Annotated in this window: 20 protein-coding genes; 9 read left to right on the plus strand and 11 right to left on the minus strand. The window is 49.7% G+C overall.

Annotation, left to right across the window (positions count from 1 at the left end; genetic code table 11):
• Positions 1-126 precede the first annotated feature (126 nt).
• Positions 127-1,935, plus strand: a complete 1,809-nt coding sequence (locus MPF33_02075; GenBank protein MCI2414032.1) for a cation:proton antiporter — start codon at positions 127-129, stop codon at positions 1,933-1,935.
• On the opposite strand, the gene MPF33_02080 is transcribed toward MPF33_02075, so the two are convergent.
• Genes MPF33_02080 through MPF33_02095 form a run of 4 tightly spaced genes read right to left on the minus strand, consistent with a single transcriptional unit; the run spans position 1,910 to position 4,903 of the window.
• Positions 1,910-2,512 carry an aminotransferase class III-fold pyridoxal phosphate-dependent enzyme gene (locus MPF33_02080; protein MCI2414033.1) on the minus strand — a complete coding sequence of 201 codons (603 nt, stop codon included), beginning with the start codon at positions 2,510-2,512 and terminating at the stop codon, positions 1,910-1,912. The two genes, MPF33_02075 and MPF33_02080, sit on opposite strands and share 26 nt — an antisense overlap.
• A complete protein-coding gene (locus MPF33_02085) occupies positions 2,479-3,156 on the minus strand; it encodes an aminotransferase class III-fold pyridoxal phosphate-dependent enzyme (GenBank protein MCI2414034.1) in 678 nt (225 codons plus the stop codon). The genes MPF33_02080 and MPF33_02085 overlap by 34 nt, the downstream gene beginning before the upstream one ends.
• A 32-nt stretch (positions 3,157-3,188) precedes the next feature.
• Positions 3,189-3,401 (minus strand): hypothetical protein, encoded by a 213-nt coding sequence (locus tag MPF33_02090; protein ID MCI2414035.1) that lies wholly within the window; start codon positions 3,399-3,401, stop codon positions 3,189-3,191.
• 32 nt (positions 3,402-3,433) lie between these two features.
• Positions 3,434-4,903 (minus strand): cation:proton antiporter, encoded by a 1,470-nt coding sequence (locus tag MPF33_02095; protein ID MCI2414036.1) that lies wholly within the window; start codon positions 4,901-4,903, stop codon positions 3,434-3,436.
• Positions 4,904-5,055: 152 nt separating this feature from the next.
• Between MPF33_02095 and proC the strand changes: the two genes are divergently transcribed.
• Positions 5,056-5,853 (plus strand): pyrroline-5-carboxylate reductase, encoded by a 798-nt coding sequence (gene proC / locus MPF33_02100; protein ID MCI2414037.1) that lies wholly within the window; start codon positions 5,056-5,058, stop codon positions 5,851-5,853.
• On the opposite strand, the gene wrbA is transcribed toward proC, so the two are convergent.
• From wrbA to MPF33_02115, 3 genes are all read right to left on the minus strand, one after another.
• Complete coding sequence (gene wrbA, locus MPF33_02105) at positions 5,850-6,431, minus strand: NAD(P)H:quinone oxidoreductase (protein ID MCI2414038.1); 582 nt, start codon at positions 6,429-6,431, stop codon at positions 5,850-5,852. The genes proC and wrbA overlap by 4 nt on opposite strands.
• A gap of 49 nt (positions 6,432-6,480) precedes the next feature.
• On the minus strand, positions 6,481-7,869 hold the full coding sequence (locus MPF33_02110) for a SelD-related putative sulfur metabolism protein (GenBank protein MCI2414039.1): 1,389 nt from the start codon (positions 7,867-7,869) through the stop codon (positions 6,481-6,483).
• A gap of 236 nt (positions 7,870-8,105) precedes the next feature.
• Positions 8,106-8,507: a hypothetical protein gene (locus MPF33_02115; protein MCI2414040.1), complete on the minus strand. Its 402-nt coding sequence runs from the start codon at positions 8,505-8,507 to the stop codon at positions 8,106-8,108.
• A gap of 245 nt (positions 8,508-8,752) precedes the next feature.
• Here MPF33_02115 and MPF33_02120 point away from each other — a divergent pair, with 245 nt between their 5' ends.
• Positions 8,753-9,310 (plus strand): carbonic anhydrase, encoded by a 558-nt coding sequence (locus MPF33_02120; protein ID MCI2414041.1) that lies wholly within the window; start codon positions 8,753-8,755, stop codon positions 9,308-9,310.
• 26 nt (positions 9,311-9,336) lie between these two features.
• Positions 9,337-10,086 carry a CBS domain-containing protein gene (locus MPF33_02125; GenBank protein MCI2414042.1) on the plus strand — a complete coding sequence of 250 codons (750 nt, stop codon included), beginning with the start codon at positions 9,337-9,339 and terminating at the stop codon, positions 10,084-10,086.
• On the opposite strand, the gene MPF33_02130 is transcribed toward MPF33_02125, so the two are convergent.
• Both MPF33_02130 and MPF33_02135 read right to left on the minus strand, forming a co-directional pair.
• Entirely contained in the window at positions 10,083-10,460 is a 378-nt protein-coding gene (locus MPF33_02130; GenBank protein ID MCI2414043.1) for a cupin domain-containing protein, read from the minus strand. The genes MPF33_02125 and MPF33_02130 overlap by 4 nt on opposite strands.
• Positions 10,461-10,499: 39 nt before the next feature.
• Positions 10,500-11,072: a hypothetical protein gene (locus MPF33_02135; protein MCI2414044.1), complete on the minus strand. Its 573-nt coding sequence runs from the start codon at positions 11,070-11,072 to the stop codon at positions 10,500-10,502.
• Between the two features lie 255 nt (positions 11,073-11,327).
• On the opposite strand from MPF33_02135, the gene MPF33_02140 reads away from it, so the two are divergent.
• From MPF33_02140 to MPF33_02160, 5 genes are all read left to right on the plus strand, one after another.
• Entirely contained in the window at positions 11,328-11,837 is a 510-nt protein-coding gene (locus MPF33_02140) for a nicotinamide-nucleotide adenylyltransferase (protein MCI2414045.1), read from the plus strand.
• A 50-nt stretch (positions 11,838-11,887) separates the two neighbouring features.
• Positions 11,888-13,372 (plus strand): amino acid permease, encoded by a 1,485-nt coding sequence (locus tag MPF33_02145; protein MCI2414046.1) that lies wholly within the window; start codon positions 11,888-11,890, stop codon positions 13,370-13,372.
• 1,082 nt (positions 13,373-14,454) lie between these two features.
• The gene (locus MPF33_02150; protein MCI2414047.1) at positions 14,455-14,997 is read left to right on the plus strand and encodes a hypothetical protein; all 543 of its coding nucleotides are present in this window, start codon (positions 14,455-14,457) and stop codon (positions 14,995-14,997) included.
• A gap of 16 nt (positions 14,998-15,013) precedes the next feature.
• A complete protein-coding gene (locus MPF33_02155; GenBank protein ID MCI2414048.1) occupies positions 15,014-15,358 on the plus strand; it encodes a hypothetical protein in 345 nt (114 codons plus the stop codon).
• Positions 15,351-15,968: an ATP-binding cassette domain-containing protein gene (locus MPF33_02160; protein ID MCI2414049.1), complete on the plus strand. Its 618-nt coding sequence runs from the start codon at positions 15,351-15,353 to the stop codon at positions 15,966-15,968. The genes MPF33_02155 and MPF33_02160 overlap by 8 nt, the downstream gene beginning before the upstream one ends.
• A gap of 56 nt (positions 15,969-16,024) precedes the next feature.
• Here the strand turns inward: MPF33_02160 and MPF33_02165 are convergent, their stop codons facing one another.
• Both MPF33_02165 and MPF33_02170 read right to left on the minus strand, forming a co-directional pair.
• The gene (locus tag MPF33_02165) at positions 16,025-16,555 is read right to left on the minus strand and encodes a cyclase family protein (GenBank protein MCI2414050.1); all 531 of its coding nucleotides are present in this window, start codon (positions 16,553-16,555) and stop codon (positions 16,025-16,027) included.
• Between the two features lie 4 nt (positions 16,556-16,559).
• Positions 16,560-17,870, minus strand: a complete 1,311-nt coding sequence (locus tag MPF33_02170) for a hypothetical protein (protein MCI2414051.1) — start codon at positions 17,868-17,870, stop codon at positions 16,560-16,562.
• Positions 17,871-17,886: the final 16 nt, after the last annotated feature.

Below are 17,886 nucleotides of genomic sequence, written 5' to 3' on the forward strand. Positions count from 1 at the left end.
TTCCCCTTTTACCTCTGTGGCTATTGAAAATATTTATTTAATTCTCAACAGATTGTGAACTTCTGTGGGACATATTAGCTGTTGCCTCAAAAGTAATAAAGAGTATGAAATCGGTGGTGGGCAGTCGTGAACTACGGAGTGCTGAGCCTCTCCCTTCTTGTGACCCTGCTGTTAGCCTTCGTAATGGCTAAGCTAAAGGTAAGCCCGGTCATTGCCTACATGCTTGGGGGGTTTACGGCGGCGACCTTCCTCGGTTTCAGCTTTAGTTCCCCTGAATTTAGTCTGTTGAACTTCCTAGCGTTGAACTTGTTGGCGTTTGAGATAGGGGCTTCCTTCAACATATCCGCCACAAGGGAGTTGTTTCGTAGGGCGCTGGTAATAGCCCTAACGGAGATGATGTTCATCTTACTCCTCTCCTACTTCTTTGGGATCTACTTCCTCCACCTAGACCCCTTCCTCTCGCTCTTCCTGGTCTTAGCGTCGATAGACACCAGCACCGCAATCCTATATAAGCTGACTGAGAAGACCCTCAACTACGATACGAGAGACCTCTTGGTAGCAGTGGCGTCCATAGAGGACATTGAGGTGTTTTTCCTCTATTCCATTATCGTTGCCCTTAACGGGACTTTCAGCCCATTGAGAACCACGTTCACCGTAGTTGAAGTCATCTTGGCTGGGCTAACCGTTTACGTGTTTGCCAAGTACTTTATTTCTGGCCTCTCCAAGGCATTTAGGGGGATAGAGGAGGAAAGCATTTCAATACTCCTCCCGGTGGCCCTTGTCTTCGTTTTCGAGTACGTCTCAGAACTGACCAACATACCGGCTACCTTGACAATGATACTGGCGGGCCTGGCCTTCTCGACCGTCGACGGTAGCGACAGGGTGCTCAAGCTCACTTCCCCCATTAGGGAGTTTGCCCTAATATTTTTCTTCCTGTCAGTGGGGAGCTACTTCCAATTAACCTCCGCGTTTCCGCTTCTCTTTGGCATCTCCCTTGTAGTGTTAGTGGTCAAGTACTTCTCCTTCAGTACCGCGTCCTGGATAACCGGAGAGAACTTCGTCCACGCCTTCAGAAACGGGCTCTACATGTTGCCCATAAGCGAGTTCGGTATAATAGTGTCCCTCCAAGCCCTACAGCAGGGACTAGACGTTACGTCCATATACTACGTGTCGGTGACGGTGGTTCTGGTATCGTCGATATTTGCGTCAGTCATAGCTAATAGGGTTAGGGAAATAACTAAGCTCATAGACAGGGCGTTCTCAAGTTCAGTGTTATTGAAGGAAGTGAACAGTTTGATAATGACCGTAAACCACGCTGTGATTAAGGACGTGGAGCAGATATCTAAAAACAGGATATTTAGGGACTTCATGTGGGCAGTGCTTTACGTGTTTTTGCCCTACGTAGTTTTCCCCATCGTAGTGAAGGTAGAAGAGCTGGTAATTTCCCCACTCCCGCAGAGCCAACTACTGCTTCAAGTAGTTTACGCGTTTGAAACTGCACTAGCGATCCTGTTCTCTTACCAGTTCAGCAGGATAATGTCAAGGATTTTCAAAACCCTGCTGAACTTTGCAGAGCTCTCTGTAATGAGGCTTAGGGCTAGGAGCTCCGTAAAGAAGTTACTAACGTTCTTTACGTCAAGGCTAATAGTTCTCCCCTATTACCTAATCGCCTTGCTTTACATAGTCTTGACGGCCATACCCCTCTCGTATAAGCTTCCCACTATCGCAATACCCGTATTCGTGCTTGTATCCATAGTGGCCTCAGCGGTTGTACAACCGCTGACGTTTGGGTTCTACGACAAGAACAAGAAGCCAGAGATCGTGAGGGAGACCTTGAGGGCGGTCAAGAGGCTTAAAAAACGTGGAATTCCCTTACCCCGCAAGGGAAGCAAAAAAGGGAGGAAAGAAGTCATAGTCTCTCAACAGATCCCCTGACTATTCTTGCCCCCTTTATCGCCAGTTCCTCCTCGATAGTCAACGGAGGGAGTAGCCTAACTACGGACTCTCCTGCACCTATTGGAAGGGCTCCCGCGTGGAAGGACTCCATTAAGGCCTTTTCTAGCCCCTCCTTGAAGGGCCTTTTTCCTTTCCTCAGTTCTAGGCCTATCATGAGGCCCTTGCCCCTGACCTCGTGGACATAGGGAGACCTCGCATCCATCAGCTCCTCCATTACCTCTTTTCCTACGTCGTTTACTCTTCTAAGAAGCTTGGGCACCTCTTCGAGGACTACCTTGGACGCTGAAAGGGCTAAGGGGTTCCCGCCGAAAGTGTTTGCGTGGGAACCAGGGGGGAGGTCCATCACCTCCGACCTACCTACCACTGCTCCTAGGGGTAGGCCTCCGCCCAACGCCTTAGCCAAACACACGAGGTCAGGCTCCACGTTGTGGTGCTCAAAGGCAAACATCTTCCCGGTCCTTCCTATACCGGTCTGTACCTCGTCCACTATGAGCAGGATACCGTGTTTTCTGGTGAGGGCCCTCAACTTGGGTAGGAAGTCGTCTGGAGGGACCACACCCCTCCCTCTCCTTGTATCGGTTCCAGGATGAACGCGGCTACTTCGTTTGGGTCTACGACCTTCTCGAACATCCAGTCCTCTACGAACTCCATCAAGGAATCGACATCCTTAAAGAGCGGGTTCCTCTTGTCTGGGTAGGGTATTAGGAGGGTGGAAGGGAGGAGGGGAGAAAAGAAGCTCCTCTGCACCGACTTGCTTGAAGTAAACGAGAGCGAGCCCATTGTCCTCCCGTGAAAAGAGTTTACGAAACCCACCACGTACTGCCTCTTGGTGTGCCACCTGGCGATCTTTATTGCACCTTCAACGCTCTCCGTCCCGCTGTTTGCGAAGAACACCTTTGCGGGAAATGGCATGAGAGAGGAGAGCTTCTTTGCCACGTCCACTGCAAGCTCGTAGTAGAAGTCGGTCAGGCTGTAGTGGAAGAACTTCTCCATCTGCTCGGCTATGGCCTCTTTGACCTTTGGATAGTTGTGGCCCAGGGCGACTACCCCTATCCCTGCGTTGAGGTCTATGTACTCCCTCCCCTCTACGTCGTATACTAGGGAGCCTATAGCGTGGTCTATGACCAGTGGATACCATCGCCTAAAGGACTGCATGAGGTACTTGGAGTCCTCTTCTATCACTTTGTTGACTTTGTCCATAAAGTAAGGTTTGTTTCAGAACGTATTAAGCGTTAGTCCTTTCCTTCCTTCCTCTTGGTCTTCTTCTTTGCCTTTACCTTCTTTGCCTTCCTCTCCGGGAGCTTAAAGGAGACCAGTTCGTACCTATACCCTATGAGGAGTACAACCACTATGGGGACTAGGAGAATGGCTAGGGCTATTTCGGGGAAGTAGCCTATGTAAACTGGAGGAGGTGGAACGGTCACAGTGGTTGTGTTAGTTACCATCGCATATTTTTAACCCAAGTAGATATTAAGTTTTATGAGGAGAATAGGCGGAACAGCTCCCTCTCGTACACCGTTGCCTTTAGCTCTCCGTTTGACATTACCGCTATTACTATAGCCTCGGTTTCCCTGAACTTCCTAAGCACGTCTAGGACCCTCGCGTCATCGTCAACTATTACCACCTCGCTCAGCGGGACTTCACACGCCCTCAACCTCCCGTAATCCTCTGGGTTTACTTCAAGGAGAGTGGTGACGCTGAGGACGCCCACCGGTCTCCCGTTGCTTACTACCACTATCCCCCTGAGGCCCCTCTCGTTGATCTTCTCGATAGCCTCCCTTAAATAGGACTCACAGCTCACTGTGATAAGGGGTATCTGGTTCAATACGTCCTTAAGCCTGGTGTTTAACCTAGCCCTATCTCGGCTTGCGGTCTTAAAGCCTCCCCTCAGCTTAAACAGGATTGGCACTAGTAGCGCGGAGAACGATATAGCAAGGGTAGAGTAGGAGTACTCTTGGGAAGTTATGGCCCCCGCGTCGAGTGCAGTTATCAACAAGGAGACGTCAACGCCTCCCTTCACCGAAGTACCCAAGCCGTTGAGTACGGGGTCAACGTCGACTAACCTGCTCGATATGAAACCGGACAGGAACTTTGAGGATATCACGGCTGTCATAAGCGCAAGGCTCGAGAGGAGGAGCTGTGGCGTAAGCTTCACGAAGTAGAGCCCGATGCTTACGAAGAACAGGGGCTCGAAGAAACCGTACGTGAACCCCCTGAGCTTTTCCAGTAGATCTGGTCTGTCCTTGAAGTAGTCCCTTAGGAGGAAGCCCAGGAAGAGGGCAGAGATGGCGGAGTTGAACTTTAGGTAGTCCGCCAAGAAGCCCACAATGAGTATAATGGATATTACAGAGGCGAACTCTATCTCCCTGACCTTCACGTAGCTTTCCATCTTTTCCAGGAACTTAGCTATGAATGGGCCAACGGCGAAAATCGCTATTATGAGCCCCAGTATTTCCAGTGTGGTGGAAAGGAGGTTTCCCCTTGACTCGAGGAATATGGAGAAGATTACCACCGACACGATCTCGACCAGGGTAGCCTGGTAGAAGAGTACCGTGCCTACCCTTTCCTTTCCCATGCCGAGGTCCATTAGTAGTCTAGTGAGGGGCCCGGCACTGGTCATTATGAGGGGGACTAGGACTACAAGGGGGCTGGGCAACCCCATCCTTATAACCACTAGCAGGACGATCCCTAGGGGTATAACTACTTGGAGCACAGATGCTGGGATAACCTTCTTAGGTATGCCGTAGTCTACGCTTATCTCTTCTACTCCTGCGAGGAATAACAGGAGGATTATGCCGAGGGACGATATAAACGAGACAATCGGGTTAACTTGAATTACCCCTGTTACCCCTGGGCCCAGCAGTATCCCTAAAAAGATGGAGCCCACAAACGGTATTAGCCCTAGCCGGGAGAACCCCTCTTCAGCCACCTTAGCCAGGATCAGCATTATTCCAAGATAGAGTAAGGTAATTACTAGGACGTTCACAGCGGAAATAGTCAGTTCGGCTTATAAAATTAAACCAACTCCGTGCTCGTCTTGACGTTAAGCGGGTCTCAAGGGAACAAAACCGAATTATACCCCAACGGTAAAGTTAGCCTATGCGCAAAGTGGCAGTGTTGGGGACGGGCAAAATAGGTACAGCGATAATAAGGGCCCTACTTGAGAGCTACCCTTCAGTTAGGGTCATATCCACGGGGAGGAGAGACGAGACGTTAATGAAGGCTAGGAGTCTGGGCGTTGAGGCGACCAAGGACAACGACTACGCAGTAAGGGAGAGCGACCTAGTAATCCTAAGCGTGAAGCCTCAGCACTTCTCCACAGTGCTCTCCCAAGTGAAGTCTTGGGAGGGAAAGAAGGTGGTATCTGTGATGGCCGGGATAAGGACATCCACCCTCTCTTCACTGCTCAAGGGGACTAAGGTGTTCCGGGCAATGCCCAACATTAACGCAATAGTCAAGAGGTCCGTGACTGCCATAGCGGAGAACGGTGGGAGGGACGAGGAGATAGAGGAGGTATTTAGGGCGCTGGGTACTGTCTACTGGGTTCCAGAGGAGATGCTTGACGTCTGGACGGCACTTGTGGGGAGCGGACCTGCGTTTATCTCGGAGATAATAGATGGACTAGTCCTAGGGGCGGTGGAGTGCGGGATGCCCAGGGATTTAGCCTACAGCGCTGTCCTTGACATGATAGCTGGGACTGTGGAGAACTTAAGGCTCAACGGAGATCATCCAGTTATGTTGAGGGACCGAGTGACCACCCCGTCTGGCACTACGATCAGGGGCTTGATGACCATGGAGGAACAGGGGGTCAAATCAGCGCTAATTAAGACCGTCGAGTCTGCGTACCGCAGGGCTAAGGAGATAGGTAACGAAATAGACAGAAAAATAAGGGATTAAGAAGACAGCTTTTTGGTCACTTGCGCTAACCTCTTCCCCTGGAACCTCGCTATCTTCCTTTCGTTCTCGTCCAGCTCTTTCTTTATCCCCAAATGCGACGCCCCATAGGGCGAACCGCCAGTGGTAGTGGTGAAGAGCTCCTGGATGCCGTAACCCACGGGAACTATTACCATGCCGAAGTGATAGGCGTAGGTGCTCATTGTCAATATAGTGCTTTCGTGACCTCCATGTACAGTCGACGCCTCCGTAAAGAACGTTACAGGCTTTCCGTACAGCTCTCCCTTCATCCATAGCTCTGCAGTGGTGTCCAGGAAGGTCTTGAGCGCTCCCGCCATGTTCCCGTACCTAGTGGGGGAACCTATGGCGATACCGTCAGCCCATCTCATGTCGTCCAGGGAGACCTCCGGGATGTCGTCGCTGGGCTGTATGTGCATCCTCTTTACGTATTCTTCTGGAAGAGTCTCCCTGACTCTCCTCAGCCTAGTTTCAGCCCCTTCCTCTTCTGCCCCCTTAGCTATTTCCCTTGCTAACTCCACTATGGAGCCGTACCCGTAGAAGAATACGAGGATTTTTACCATGGGCTTTACACGGTATAGCGGGTTAAAAAAGTGACTCAACTTAACTAATTCAATCTACTATCTTAAAGTACTTGAGCACGTTCTTCCTGTGGATTAGTTTCTCTACTTTCTTGTTGACGGTCACTGCACCCTCCCCCTTTCCTGTTACCTTGCCTATTGCCATGGGCTCTCCTCCCATCTCCCTCAGCTCGTCCATGACCTGGTCAGCGATCTTCTTACTGCAGAACACGAGGATGGCCCCGTTGGTTCCGGCGGTGGAGTTGGGAATTATGAAGTTCTCGGTGGCGAACTCCGCTATGTCCTCGTCGAAAACTGGTATCTCCTCAAGGTACACGTCGACCTTGGCCTTCTCCGCGAACTCCTTGACCACGAATATCCCCGGACCAGTGACGTCCGTTGTCATCTTAATGTGGTCCTCCGGGGAGAATGCCTTGCCGAACTCGGGCAAGTGGTTGTAGATCACTTTTGCGGGGCCCAAGTTTGGAACTCTCATCAGGGATATCACGTCCCTCTTCACCTTCTCTACCCTGCTAAGCTTTATTCCCCTCTTCTCCATCTCCTCTAGGACCTCGGGGACTGCGAGTGCCCATAAGTAGAGGTTAATTGGGGTTAGCTCCCCTATCCTCCTTGAGGTTATTATGACGTCCCCCTCCTTGACTTGGTCGTAGTAGGTGGGTAGCTCGTGGTCCGACTTTGCAATAACAGTAGCGCCTATCATTAGGCCCCCCTTTCTCGGCTGTATTTCCTCTATGAGCTGGAGGCCGTACCTCCTGGCAAAGTCCTCAAAGTTCCTCTTAAGCTCCTCTTTTAGCTCGTCTGGCCCGTCATACACCGGGATTATCTTGATGTCCTTAAAGGCCCCCTTGGTGAACAAGTCGTTCAGCGAGTTGGAGACAGCCACGTCTACCTGCATCTGCGAGCCTGGGTCTTCCAGCGGGTCAACGATCTGGATGGTGTCGTTGTTTGCAAGGGTATAGGAGTTGAGCTTTTCCCCGTCCAACTTGAACATGTCCAGGACTGCCACTTCTGCGGTTGGGATCGTGGTCACTATGGAGTGTCCCTTGCCCACGGTGAGCTTCCTGCAGGTCTTCACAGAAGTGTAGACCTTGAACAAGAAGTCGGAGAACTTCTGGGGAGAGGACGCTGTGTCCTGGTTCACCTGAATCAAGCTCACAGCCCTGTCTGCGTCGTAGTTACCTCCGTCAATTAACCTCTTTACCTCTTCCCTTTCCCTGGAGACAAAGATATCGGCGTCCTCCCTCGGTAAGACGAGTATGTTGTTCTCTAGTAACTTTTCCTTTATCATTTCAAGGGCAGGGTAAACGGTGTCAACTAAGTCCACCTTGACGGCACAGCCTGTAGCCATGGAGAGGGGGTTCAGTCCTAGCCTCTTGTACCTTGCCAGGTTCTCGTTGAAGCGTTTGATTATTTCCTCCATAAGTTAAGTTTGTTTTTAGTATTTTTAAAAGTTTTGTTATATGCGAATATCAAGAGATGAACTAAATCGAGTATATTAACCAAAGTATAGATAGGTCAAGGAAACGCGTTTTTAACGGGGTTAAAGTCACCATAAGTAGAACGTCTTTGGTCTGTCACTGGTCAGTTTAAGGAGAGGAGGGAAAAGGGGACAAGGGAGCACGCGTTTAAGGTCTAAAAAGCCCGATATCTTAGTGCTCACATAAACTTGGGGAACATCTTCCTCGCCTTCATTATCTCCACGTCCTCTTGGAAAGCCAGGTTCTTAGCCAAAGAGGACGCGTAACTCCCCTCGCCGAACTTCCAGTCTACTAGTTCCATAGTCACCTTCCTAGTCTCCCTCTCGTCATATATCCCCAACAAGTGGAAGTACTCGTGGGAAATGACCACGTACAAGTAGTCGTGTACTCTGTCGGAAGGGATTTGGTTAAGGGGAATGGCGTTGACGTTGATGACGTTACTGCTCTGTCTCACAAATCCCAGGACTGATGGATTAAAGGGGATGATTCTAACTTGGGCTTCAGCTACTTTTCCGTACTTCTTGTAGACGTCCTCTTGTACCTCTCTGAGTACTATATTAGGTGAGGTGGTCGGAGGCATAGATATGTATATCACTTCCGCGGGATTTAAACTAGTGTTAACGGACTGCGAAGGAGTGAGCGCTACCTAATAAGGGGGTTGTATAGGCGGGCCGTGGTCTCGCGGTATTAAGGCTTTACCTCTTACCTGTAACACGTAAAGGTTCACTGGGAGGCTCGTGTAAAATTGACTTTATTTTCATAGTTAAAAAAAGAAGATATCCTATTGTATAAAAAGTTTAAATACTCAATCCCAGTTTTAGTAATATGCGCGTTATTCTAAGTTGTATGGACTATAGGCTAACCGAAGAGATAATGAAAAGGATGGATCAAAACACAATAGTCTTAAGGAACGCCGGGGCGAACGTGAACGAGTTTAAGGACATCCTCAAGTCCCTTAACCCCGACGAGGTAGTTTACCTCCCACACACAGACTGTGCAGCCATGAAGCTCGTTCTCTCTTCAGTGAAGCAGGGGGAAGAAGTGACTCCTAAGATCGAGTCCTCCTTGGTGTCCCAGTTTAGGGGAAGGCAGTTCAACGACCTCAAGGAGCTCGAAGAGTTGAACCACAAGCTGGGCTTAGAGGCAGTAAAACAAGTAGTCCCGAAGGCCAAGGTCATCTCCGAGCTCATAGACGTCAATAAGCTGAAGTGGCCGGAGAGGAAGCCAGTGGTCTACTTGCTTAAGTCAACATCCAAGTACACTAACGACATGATAGGTGGGTATGTGATACAGTCAATGAACAAAACGTCTGTTGAAGCCGACCTAGAGATAGCGAGCAAGCTGAACTTGAAAGTGGTTAAGGACGAGTTCTCCAATGCTTAAATCCTAGAAAATCTATAATTATATTTATGAAAGTCGAAGAAGTGATGAACAAAGTAGCGGTAGCGGTAGGCCTAGAGGATTCAGTGTCCGACGTAATTAAGGCGTTAGCCAAGAACAGGGACGGTAGGGTAGTTGTGTTAAACCAGAGGGAGGAGCCAGTCAGCGTCATAACCACCAGGAGCGTTGTAGCCGGTTTCGCGGAGTACGGCGAGAAGGTCTACGAGTTAAAGGCCAAGGACTTAATGAGCGAGGGCTTCATAGCGGTCTCCCCTGGCGAAGACGTAGGGAGGACGATAAGGGTAATGGTCTCCAACAGGATAGGCGGAGTACCCGTGGTGGAGAAGGGCGTTATCCTGGGAATGTTCACGGAAAGGCAAGCCCTCAGCTTAGCGTCTTGTAATGCTTTTGCTGGGGTCGTGGACTCCATAATGACGAGGAACCCCATTACGATAAGGGGCGATACAGACATGCTTGAGGCATCCAAAGTGATGTTCTCCAAGAACATAAGGAGGTTGCCGATAGTGAAGGGCGACAAGCTAATAGGAATAATCACGGCAGGTGACGTAGTTAAGCAGTTGGCACAGGGGAAGCCGAACGGGAAGGTGACGGAGGCGGGTACCCTCAACCCCATCACTGTCACCCCCTATCACAGGATATTTCAAGTCGCGAGGCTCATGCTCGAGAAAAACATAGGAACCCTTCCAGTTGTCAACGAGAGGCTGGAGGGGATAGTGACGGAGAGGGACGTCCTCCTGTCCCTAGTTACCGTTTTTTAACACTCCTCCTCCATGGGAGTTATGTTCATGTTTTTGGGGTAATCAATCACGCAGATGAACTCCAGTTTCCCTTCGCCCACGTTCACTATCGCGTGCTTTACCTTGGAGTTTATGAAGATGAAGTCCCCCTCCCCCAACTCGAGCTTCTCGTTACCAACGCATACCCTAGCCTTACCCTTTAGGATGTATAAGGTCTCTACGTAGTCGTGGTAGTGCATCTGTATGAGCCCCCTTTCCTTGATGGTGAATTTCCTCATTGCGTAAGGTGCCCCGTGGTCCCTAGTGACGAGCCACCTAATATAGGACTCCCTGGACTTGCCTATCTTGACTGGGTCCTGTCTAACCTCGTCTGACTTACCGTAGTAAAACTCCATGAGCGATATCTAGCCTAGACCTTAAAATTGCTTTCGCGCTCAGTCCCCGAGGAGGCTCGACGCTATCCTCTCTGCCTCAAAGACGTCGTCGCCGTACAACTCCGCGGGGGTCCTCAAGTCTCTCACGCCGGAGGCCAACAGCGCGGTGAGCCACACTATCCTATGCAACCTTTCCAGGTCCATGTACTTCCTGAAGACCGACTCTACCACCGTTGTAGGGATGCCCTTGTCCACAACATAGTCGACCACCCTTTCCCTGTGCTTCAATACCATCTTGTCAACCTTGCCGAAGAGCTCCAGTTTAGCGTACTTCTGGACCACCAACCTCCTGAGCTCTTTGGGCAGGTAGAACAAAAGGAACGACATTGAGGAGGCCACGGTTACAGGAGTGATGACCTTGAGGTTCTTCCTTATGCTCCCCCTGAGCTTGTTCTTGAACTTCTTGAGAGCCAAGGACGGCTGTCCCTCTAGCTCCAAGTAGTCAAAGTAGTCCAAAGTCCTCAGCCCCTCTGTTGGAGGGATTAAAAGGAGTTCCTCGTCAGAGAGGTAACAGCTCTCGTTTTCGTAAAACTTCTTAACACAAGTAATTAACTTCCAAGAGGAAATGTCCATGTGTAGTGATTTAAAAACCACATTATCTGTAAGTGAAGATTCCATGATGTACATATACTTTAAAGAAATATAAATCTTTGTAAGCATAAAGATGAGCAAAAATATTTAAGAAACATAATTCTCTAAACGTGAAAATATTTCAATAGATTACGCATCAGTTAGCAACAAAGCAGTGACTCAGCACAAGGGGACGTGAAAGGGGTAGAGACTTTGAGTCTTTCTAAACCTTTTATTCCTCGACTCTTTCTTAACTTGATGAGGGCACTATTTCCAGGGAGATTTCAGCCCTTCCACCTAGGACATCTTAACGTTGTGAGGTGGGCTTTTCAAAACTTTGACGAGGTCGTAATCTTGGTCGGCAGCTCTTCAGAGAGCCATACCCTTTACAATCCGTTCACAGCGGGAGAGAGGATAGAGATGATCTTCAACTCCGTCAAAGATGAGGTCTCCAAGGTGTTTATTGTCCCGTTGATGGAGTCCTTTGAGAACAAGAACTGGATACACGAAGTGGAGCTTATCGCCCCACGCTTCGACGTAGTCATCTCCGGGAACCCGCTAGTGGTAGCAGGGAGCAAGGAGTACAGGGTGATTCCCCCTCCCCAGTTCAACAGGGAGAAGTACAACTCCACGTTGATTAGGTCTCTGATGTTGAAGGGGGAGAACTGGAGGGAACTAGTCCCCCAACAAGTATACGAATACATTAAGGTCATTGGAGGGGAGGAGAGGATCAGGGAGATAGCTAGGACAGACAAGGTAGAAGACTGAACACGTGTTCGTAAGTTAGCTTTAAAAAAAATCCTAACAATATTGAATTTATGAGGTTTGTAAGGGAGTCGTCCGGGCTAATAAAGAACGCGTCACTCCTCGACGCCACCATGTTGAACGTGGCCAACATGGGGGCGGGGCTGGCGATCTTCGTCGGCATTTCCCCATACATTGTCCCTGGGGCCGTGCTCTGGGTCGCGTCCCTGCTCACCTTCCTTGTGACATTGCCTTTGTTGCTACTTTACACGTTCTTCATAAAGGAGATCCACAGGACTGGCGGGGACTACGTCTGGCTCTCCAGGAAGCTGTCGGGTAAGGTGGGTGCAGTGATGGGGATAGCTCTGGCCTTCAACATGCCCCCCTTCTTTGCCCTCTCCGCCTTCTTTTCCGTGACTGCGATCTCGACGACGCTAACCGTCATAGGTACCCTTAACCACCAGCAGTTTTTGGTGGACGCGTCCAACGTCTTCAACAACGAGTGGGTCGACTACGCCATTGCTGCTGTGGCGTTTGCGGTGGTGATAGCGATAAACGTGTTTAGGCCCAAGTGGGGGTTTAGCCTGGTCTCAGCGTTGGGCACATTGGCAGTGGTGGGCACGGTAGTAGCGACGCTAGTGCTCGCAGTTAACGTTCACGACTTCCACTCCAGGATAGCTCCGTTCCTTCAAGCTTTCTCCCTAACACCTAAGCCCTACACTGGGCCGTTATTTAGCTGGCCCGCCACGCTCTACATGTTGCCCTACTTCGCCTCCTTTGCGTACATATGGCTCTACGCAGGCCCAGCGGTCTCCGCGGAGATAAAGACCGAGAGGGGCATCAAGTACAACTTGCTGTTGGGAAGCCTACTTACCCTGTTCCTCATCACAGTGCCCTTCTGGCTGATGGACGTGGCTGGAGGATACGGCTTCAACTTCTCCCTTTACCAGACTGGTACTTATAACTTCTGGAGCGTTGCCATGGCTCTAGCAGGCAACGAGGCACTCCAGTGGTTCATTGGGATAAGCTTGATAGCGTGGGAGTTCTTTGTCATGGCTTTTGGTGTAGTGGTGTTCGCGAGGTATGTGTTTGCGTTCGCCTTCGACAGGCTCTTCCCAGAGGTGTTCGCGAGGCTCAACAGACAGAGCTCCCCCGTGTACGCCCACTTGTTGGACTTTGCCGTTACGCTCGTGTTCCTGCTCTTTCCCATCATCCTGCCGACAGGGTACGAGGCCCTTTACAGCTATACTCCATTGGCTGTGGCGTACTTGTTCCTTATTTCGCTTGCGGGGGTTAGGTTTGCTAGGGAGAAGAGGAGTCTGGCCATCTTGGCGACTTCGGTGCTCTCAGCTACATTCATGGCCTTCATGGGCTATGAGTCCTTCACGAACCCCTACTTCGGGGTGATAACCTCTAATGGACAGCCGTACATGCCGGGGATAGCTTACGTGGTGAGCTTGGTAGGCCTCGGCGTTGTGATATACGTGGCCTCAAAGGTCTATAACTTGAGGAGGGGCATTAACATAGACTTGAACTACAAAGAGATCCCGCCAGAGTAGGCTTTCCTTCTAGGAGAGCTTCTAGACTTTCCGCAAACTACTTGTATTTTAACTTTACGTTATGGGAAGCACCCTTTTCAGCTTAAAAACCCTATTATACCCGCCTCGTCTTTCGTCATTTTCTAACGCACTACGATATTTAGGGAGATTGTCCACTACTAGGGAATGTGTGTAATAAAGATACTAGACAGATGTTAAACATTGGAATGTTTTATTTGTACACTAAATAGATTGACATGTCACCCAAAAGTTGTTATTAACAGTGCGAACTAAGGTTATCTAGTTTATGTTCTGTATTATGATAGTAAAAAAAACTAGATTAAGTAGTAAGATAATAGAGGAAAAATGTCCATAAGGTTAAAAATATCAAGAAATCCTCTAATAAAGAAATCTATATTGTTAATAGCTATGCTAATACCTATGCTAGCAGTTGTAACGTCTTTCGCGATTGAAGGAGGACCAACTTTTAATTGGAGTAGCCTTACCGTGAGTATAGGTAGTTATGCCTAAGGTGAGGGCACCATTACCGTATACCCAGATATTTTCCCAGTTGCGTCAGTAAACTTTGCAGTTTTGACTAACTACACAGTTAACGGCGTGGAAATGCCTAGTTTTACCATCATAGGTACTGAGGGTGGCATACCTCCTGTTCCTGTTCAACTCGTAACGTGGCAGGGGCAGGTATACTGGGGTGCACAGTACCTATGCGTTGTCGCGTTAGTACCTTACCAAACTACTATAGGCTACGCTATCGAACAACCTATACCCATTAACACTGCACTAATAGGACAGTATGATTACGGTATAGCAGGGATGCTGACTCTTAATATAACTCCATGGTGGCTCTCCCCTGTTGATGGGCAGACTTACGCCTATAGTGCAATATGTATAACATCATAGAGGTTCTAAAAATGCAGAAGTTCGTAATTAGACAGCTCTTAACAAGGGGCACAGCAAGGGATCTAACCATTTTTTTAATAGTCTTTGTTCTGTTTTTGTTCGTCCTTAACACCTTCTTGACCTTTACCTTCCTTTCATCGTTAATTCAAACGGTTTCTTCAGGAAACCCTAATATATATGCCGTGGAAATAGCACCAGGTCTTTCACAATATGACGGCCAAGTCGTGGAAGAGCTAGAGCACCTCTTTGGGAAGAATGCCTTGGCTCCCTTCGGGAGCGTCTACGTGGCAACAAGGCATGGGGGAGCCACAGTGGAGGCCGTGGCAGTAAGCAACTTGAGCGTAGCTAGGCAGCTTCTCCCTATTTCAAAGGCCGTGGCACAAGGGAGCTATCCAGAGTACGGGGTTTACTTGGTCGAGGAAGTAATGCAGAAGCAAGGCCTTAGCCTTGGGGATGAGGTAAACGTGTATGTTGGCAACGCAACTGTCCCTATGAAAGTCGTGGGAGTTCTGTACAACTCCTTTTTCGCTGCAGAGGGTTTTGCGATAATCCCACTAAGTAACTTGACCGAGATGGCCATTAACCTTATGAATGTCGCACTCTACTACAACCAGACCGCGTTGCAAGAGTTTAGAGCCTTCCTGTCTTCCCATTATTACGAGGGCCTCCCATTAACTGGATGGTTCTTGGTTTATCACTTTAGCGCGTTACCTAGTAGGTTCTAGTATACTTAAAGCCTCTATGGTGGCCGAGGTCGTCTACGTGTTACTTTCGTTGCTCCTAGTGTTCAGGGTAAGGGGGAAGTTCTCCAACGTCTTGGCGTTGAGTTTGCTCAACGGAATCAGTACGAGGAAGGCGTTTAAAATGCTAATGTTGCCTTTCTTAGTAGTCGGCATAATACCCTTAGTGATGTACTTGGGGAGCTACTACCTTTTTGAATTCTATTGGTACCCACTATACACAGCCTATCCCCTGATCTTGGGCCTAGTTGGGGTAGTCTTCTCTTCCCTGCTGATAGATTACTACACCGTATCCTCAGCCTACAGTGACCAGCAGAAGTTCTTGAAGGTGAGGAGCATTGAGTGACGTTGTGGAAATGAATGCAGTAAAGTCATTTAAGAACTTCACGCTTGAGGTAGACCTAAACGTGAGCGAGGGCGAAAAGGTACTTATTCAGGGGCCCAACGGCTCTGGGAAGACTACCTTGCTTTACCTAATTTACGGTGTTCTCATTCCAGATAAGGGCTACGTTAATGTCTTTGGGAAGAATCCGAGTGTCGAGATGAGAAGGGACGAGATGTACATGCTGGAGGAGCACTTAGTGTTCCTAGAGAACCTCAAGTTAAGGGACAACTTGGAGTTCATTAAGTCCCTCAGGGGCTTCAAGGATGACCTCCTGATGGATCTGTTAAAGACGTTTAATCTACCTATGGACAAGAAGCCTTACCAGCTTAGCTCTGGACAGACGAGGCTGTTCAAGATAGCGTTAGCGTTCTCCTCTGGGGCAAGGCTACTCCTGCTCGACGAGCCCACGTCCAACTTGGACTCGAGGAACTCTGAGGTGGTCAAGGGTCTGATAGAGGCGTATCCTTGGGCTGTGGTGTTCGCGTCCCACGACCCCATGCTAAAGGAGGCGTGCAACAAGGTGTTGTACTTAAGGGTAGGGAAGGTGGAGAAAATCGAGAAGGTCAAGTAATTGACGGCGCGTTTTCCAGTTAACTTGAGGGAGACTTCAATTTTTCTTGACCTCTTTTACTTCACTACTGCCACAGCCCTAGCGGGGCCCCCGTCCCCTCCCTTAATCAACAGGGGGAAACAAAGGAAGTCGACGTACTTATTGAGGAGCTTGTCCAAGTTTGCCAAGTTTTCTACTATCACTCCCCTTGACAGGAGCTCCTTGTGCACTTCCATGGAGCCAACGCTCATGGAGTCCACCCCTATCACCCTGCTCTTCACCTTCTTCGCCTGCTCCAAGCTGAGCTCCCTCCCACCAGTGTAGATCAACAACACGTCAACGTCTACGTTTATGGAGTCGAGCTCCTCTAGCCTAACCACGTAAGCCCTACCGGAGAACAGTTCCACGGGAATCTGATCCAACGTCTTTCCATCCTTAAACACATGGGCCGGGACGTCAACGTGGGTGCCAGCGTGGGAGCTCAGCGTGAGTCTGCTCACGTAGTACCCCTGGTTCTCAAGCCTCTCCACCTTTACTTCTGGATCCCCTGGGTAGACACTCATCCCTCCCTCTATTGGGACAGTGAGGTCAACTATCGTGTTTTCCACCCCTTTACGATTCCTCCTTATCTAAGTTCTTTATTCCGTTTATTATTTCTTCCACGCACTCCTTCCTGTACTTCAGCAGGATCTTCCTCTCCTTCACCTTAACCACGGTAGACCTCCTCTCGAACCCCGCGTGGGAGACCATCCTGACTTTGTCGAACTCGCACTCTGTCTCCTCCTCTACCTCCCTTTTCCTCAGCCAGTCCGAGACCTTCATCTCGCCCAGCTTGAGCAGGTAATCTAGGGATACCTCTGTCTCTTTCTCGAGAAGGCTAGCGAGCTCCTTTATCCTCTCCAGTTCGGCGTTTATTACGACCCTCCTGCCCTCGCCCATCAGCTCCGACACCTCAAGGATTCTGTCTACGTCGAACTCCTCCCCCTCAGCTAGCTTCCTGTAGTTCTGGATGAAGTGGTACCCCATGTAGTAGTAGATGGAGTTCTCGTGCGCCTCTAGTCCTGCCTCCACTAGGTATAGCTTCTCGCTCTTGTTCACCTTTATGGACTCCTTAATCTTCCTCTCCAGCTCCTCCTCTTTGACGAAGTTCTCCAGCTTTGCCTCCCTTACCAAGTACAGGAGGGCCAGGGGTAAGCCGTACTGGATCGCCTTCCCTACCCCGTAGATGTCCGACTTGCCAGTCGCGTTTATCCCCTTCTCTCCTGCCTGCTTTACTAGCTTTATCTCTTGTGTGAAGAAGCCTGCTAGGTCCACTTTCCTCACAACCTCCCTTTTAGTGGCGTAGAGCTTCACCTCCTCGTTCTCTGCAAAGCACGGTGGGGACGCAACCTGCATCACCTCCACCTCCTTCTTCGTGGTGGACGCAAAGTCGTAAACTGCGAGCTCTGTGGCCCTAGAGGAGGCCAAGGACTCAATGCTGGACGCTAGGGAAACGTCGAGCACGACTAGGTCTGGCACCTCCTCTATGAGCGTCTTGTAGAGGTTGAGGTAGAGGAAAAGCTCGTAGTTGCTTATGCCCTCCCTGTGGTCGTGAATTACGCCGTTAGATACGAATACCCCAGAACTGGGTAGCACGAAAGACCTCGTGTCTCCAAAAAACTCCTTTGCCTTTTCCTTGAGCTGTGCCTCAAGCGACGCGTAGTCTGGAGGTGGATCCCTAAGCGTGAAGGAGAGCGTAGACGACTGGAACACTACCTTTGACACCTCGAACTTCTCGTCCTTCAGGAAGTCCTCCTCAGAGAGGAAGGAGGCACTCTCCTTGATGACGACGTCGAGGCTGTTTCCCCTCTCGTCCACTGGGTGGAACGGTATCTTGTTACCCGGAGGTAACTTGCTGACAACAGCTACGATTAGAGCTTTCACATTACTCATTAGGACG

The sequence above is a fragment of the Candidatus Aramenus sp. CH1 genome (assembly GCA_022678445.1).
Classification (GTDB): domain Archaea; phylum Thermoproteota; class Thermoprotei_A; order Sulfolobales; family Sulfolobaceae; genus Aramenus.

Bases quoted from the DNA above. Each gene is read 5' to 3' on its own strand.
- MPF33_02085 (MCI2414034.1), bottom strand. From the start codon at position 3,156: ATGGACAAAGTCAACAAAGTGATAGAAGAGGACTCCAAGTACCTCATG.
- MPF33_02090 (MCI2414035.1), bottom strand. From the start codon at position 3,401: ATGGTAACTAACACAACCACTGTGACCGTTCCACCTCCTCCAGTTTAC.
- MPF33_02095 (MCI2414036.1), bottom strand. From the start codon at position 4,903: ATGCTGATCCTGGCTAAGGTGGCTGAAGAGGGGTTCTCCCGGCTAGGG.
- proC (MCI2414037.1), top strand. From the start codon at position 5,056: ATGCGCAAAGTGGCAGTGTTGGGGACGGGCAAAATAGGTACAGCGATA.
- wrbA (MCI2414038.1), bottom strand. From the start codon at position 6,431: ATGGTAAAAATCCTCGTATTCTTCTACGGGTACGGCTCCATAGTGGAG.
- MPF33_02110 (MCI2414039.1), bottom strand. From the start codon at position 7,869: ATGGAGGAAATAATCAAACGCTTCAACGAGAACCTGGCAAGGTACAAG.
- MPF33_02115 (MCI2414040.1), bottom strand. From the start codon at position 8,507: ATGCCTCCGACCACCTCACCTAATATAGTACTCAGAGAGGTACAAGAG.
- MPF33_02120 (MCI2414041.1), top strand. From the start codon at position 8,753: ATGCGCGTTATTCTAAGTTGTATGGACTATAGGCTAACCGAAGAGATA.
- MPF33_02125 (MCI2414042.1), top strand. From the start codon at position 9,337: ATGAAAGTCGAAGAAGTGATGAACAAAGTAGCGGTAGCGGTAGGCCTA.
- MPF33_02130 (MCI2414043.1), bottom strand. From the start codon at position 10,460: ATGGAGTTTTACTACGGTAAGTCAGACGAGGTTAGACAGGACCCAGTC.
- MPF33_02135 (MCI2414044.1), bottom strand. From the start codon at position 11,072: ATGGACATTTCCTCTTGGAAGTTAATTACTTGTGTTAAGAAGTTTTAC.
- MPF33_02140 (MCI2414045.1), top strand. From the start codon at position 11,328: ATGAGGGCACTATTTCCAGGGAGATTTCAGCCCTTCCACCTAGGACAT.
- MPF33_02145 (MCI2414046.1), top strand. From the start codon at position 11,888: ATGAGGTTTGTAAGGGAGTCGTCCGGGCTAATAAAGAACGCGTCACTC.
- MPF33_02155 (MCI2414048.1), top strand. From the start codon at position 15,014: ATGGTGGCCGAGGTCGTCTACGTGTTACTTTCGTTGCTCCTAGTGTTC.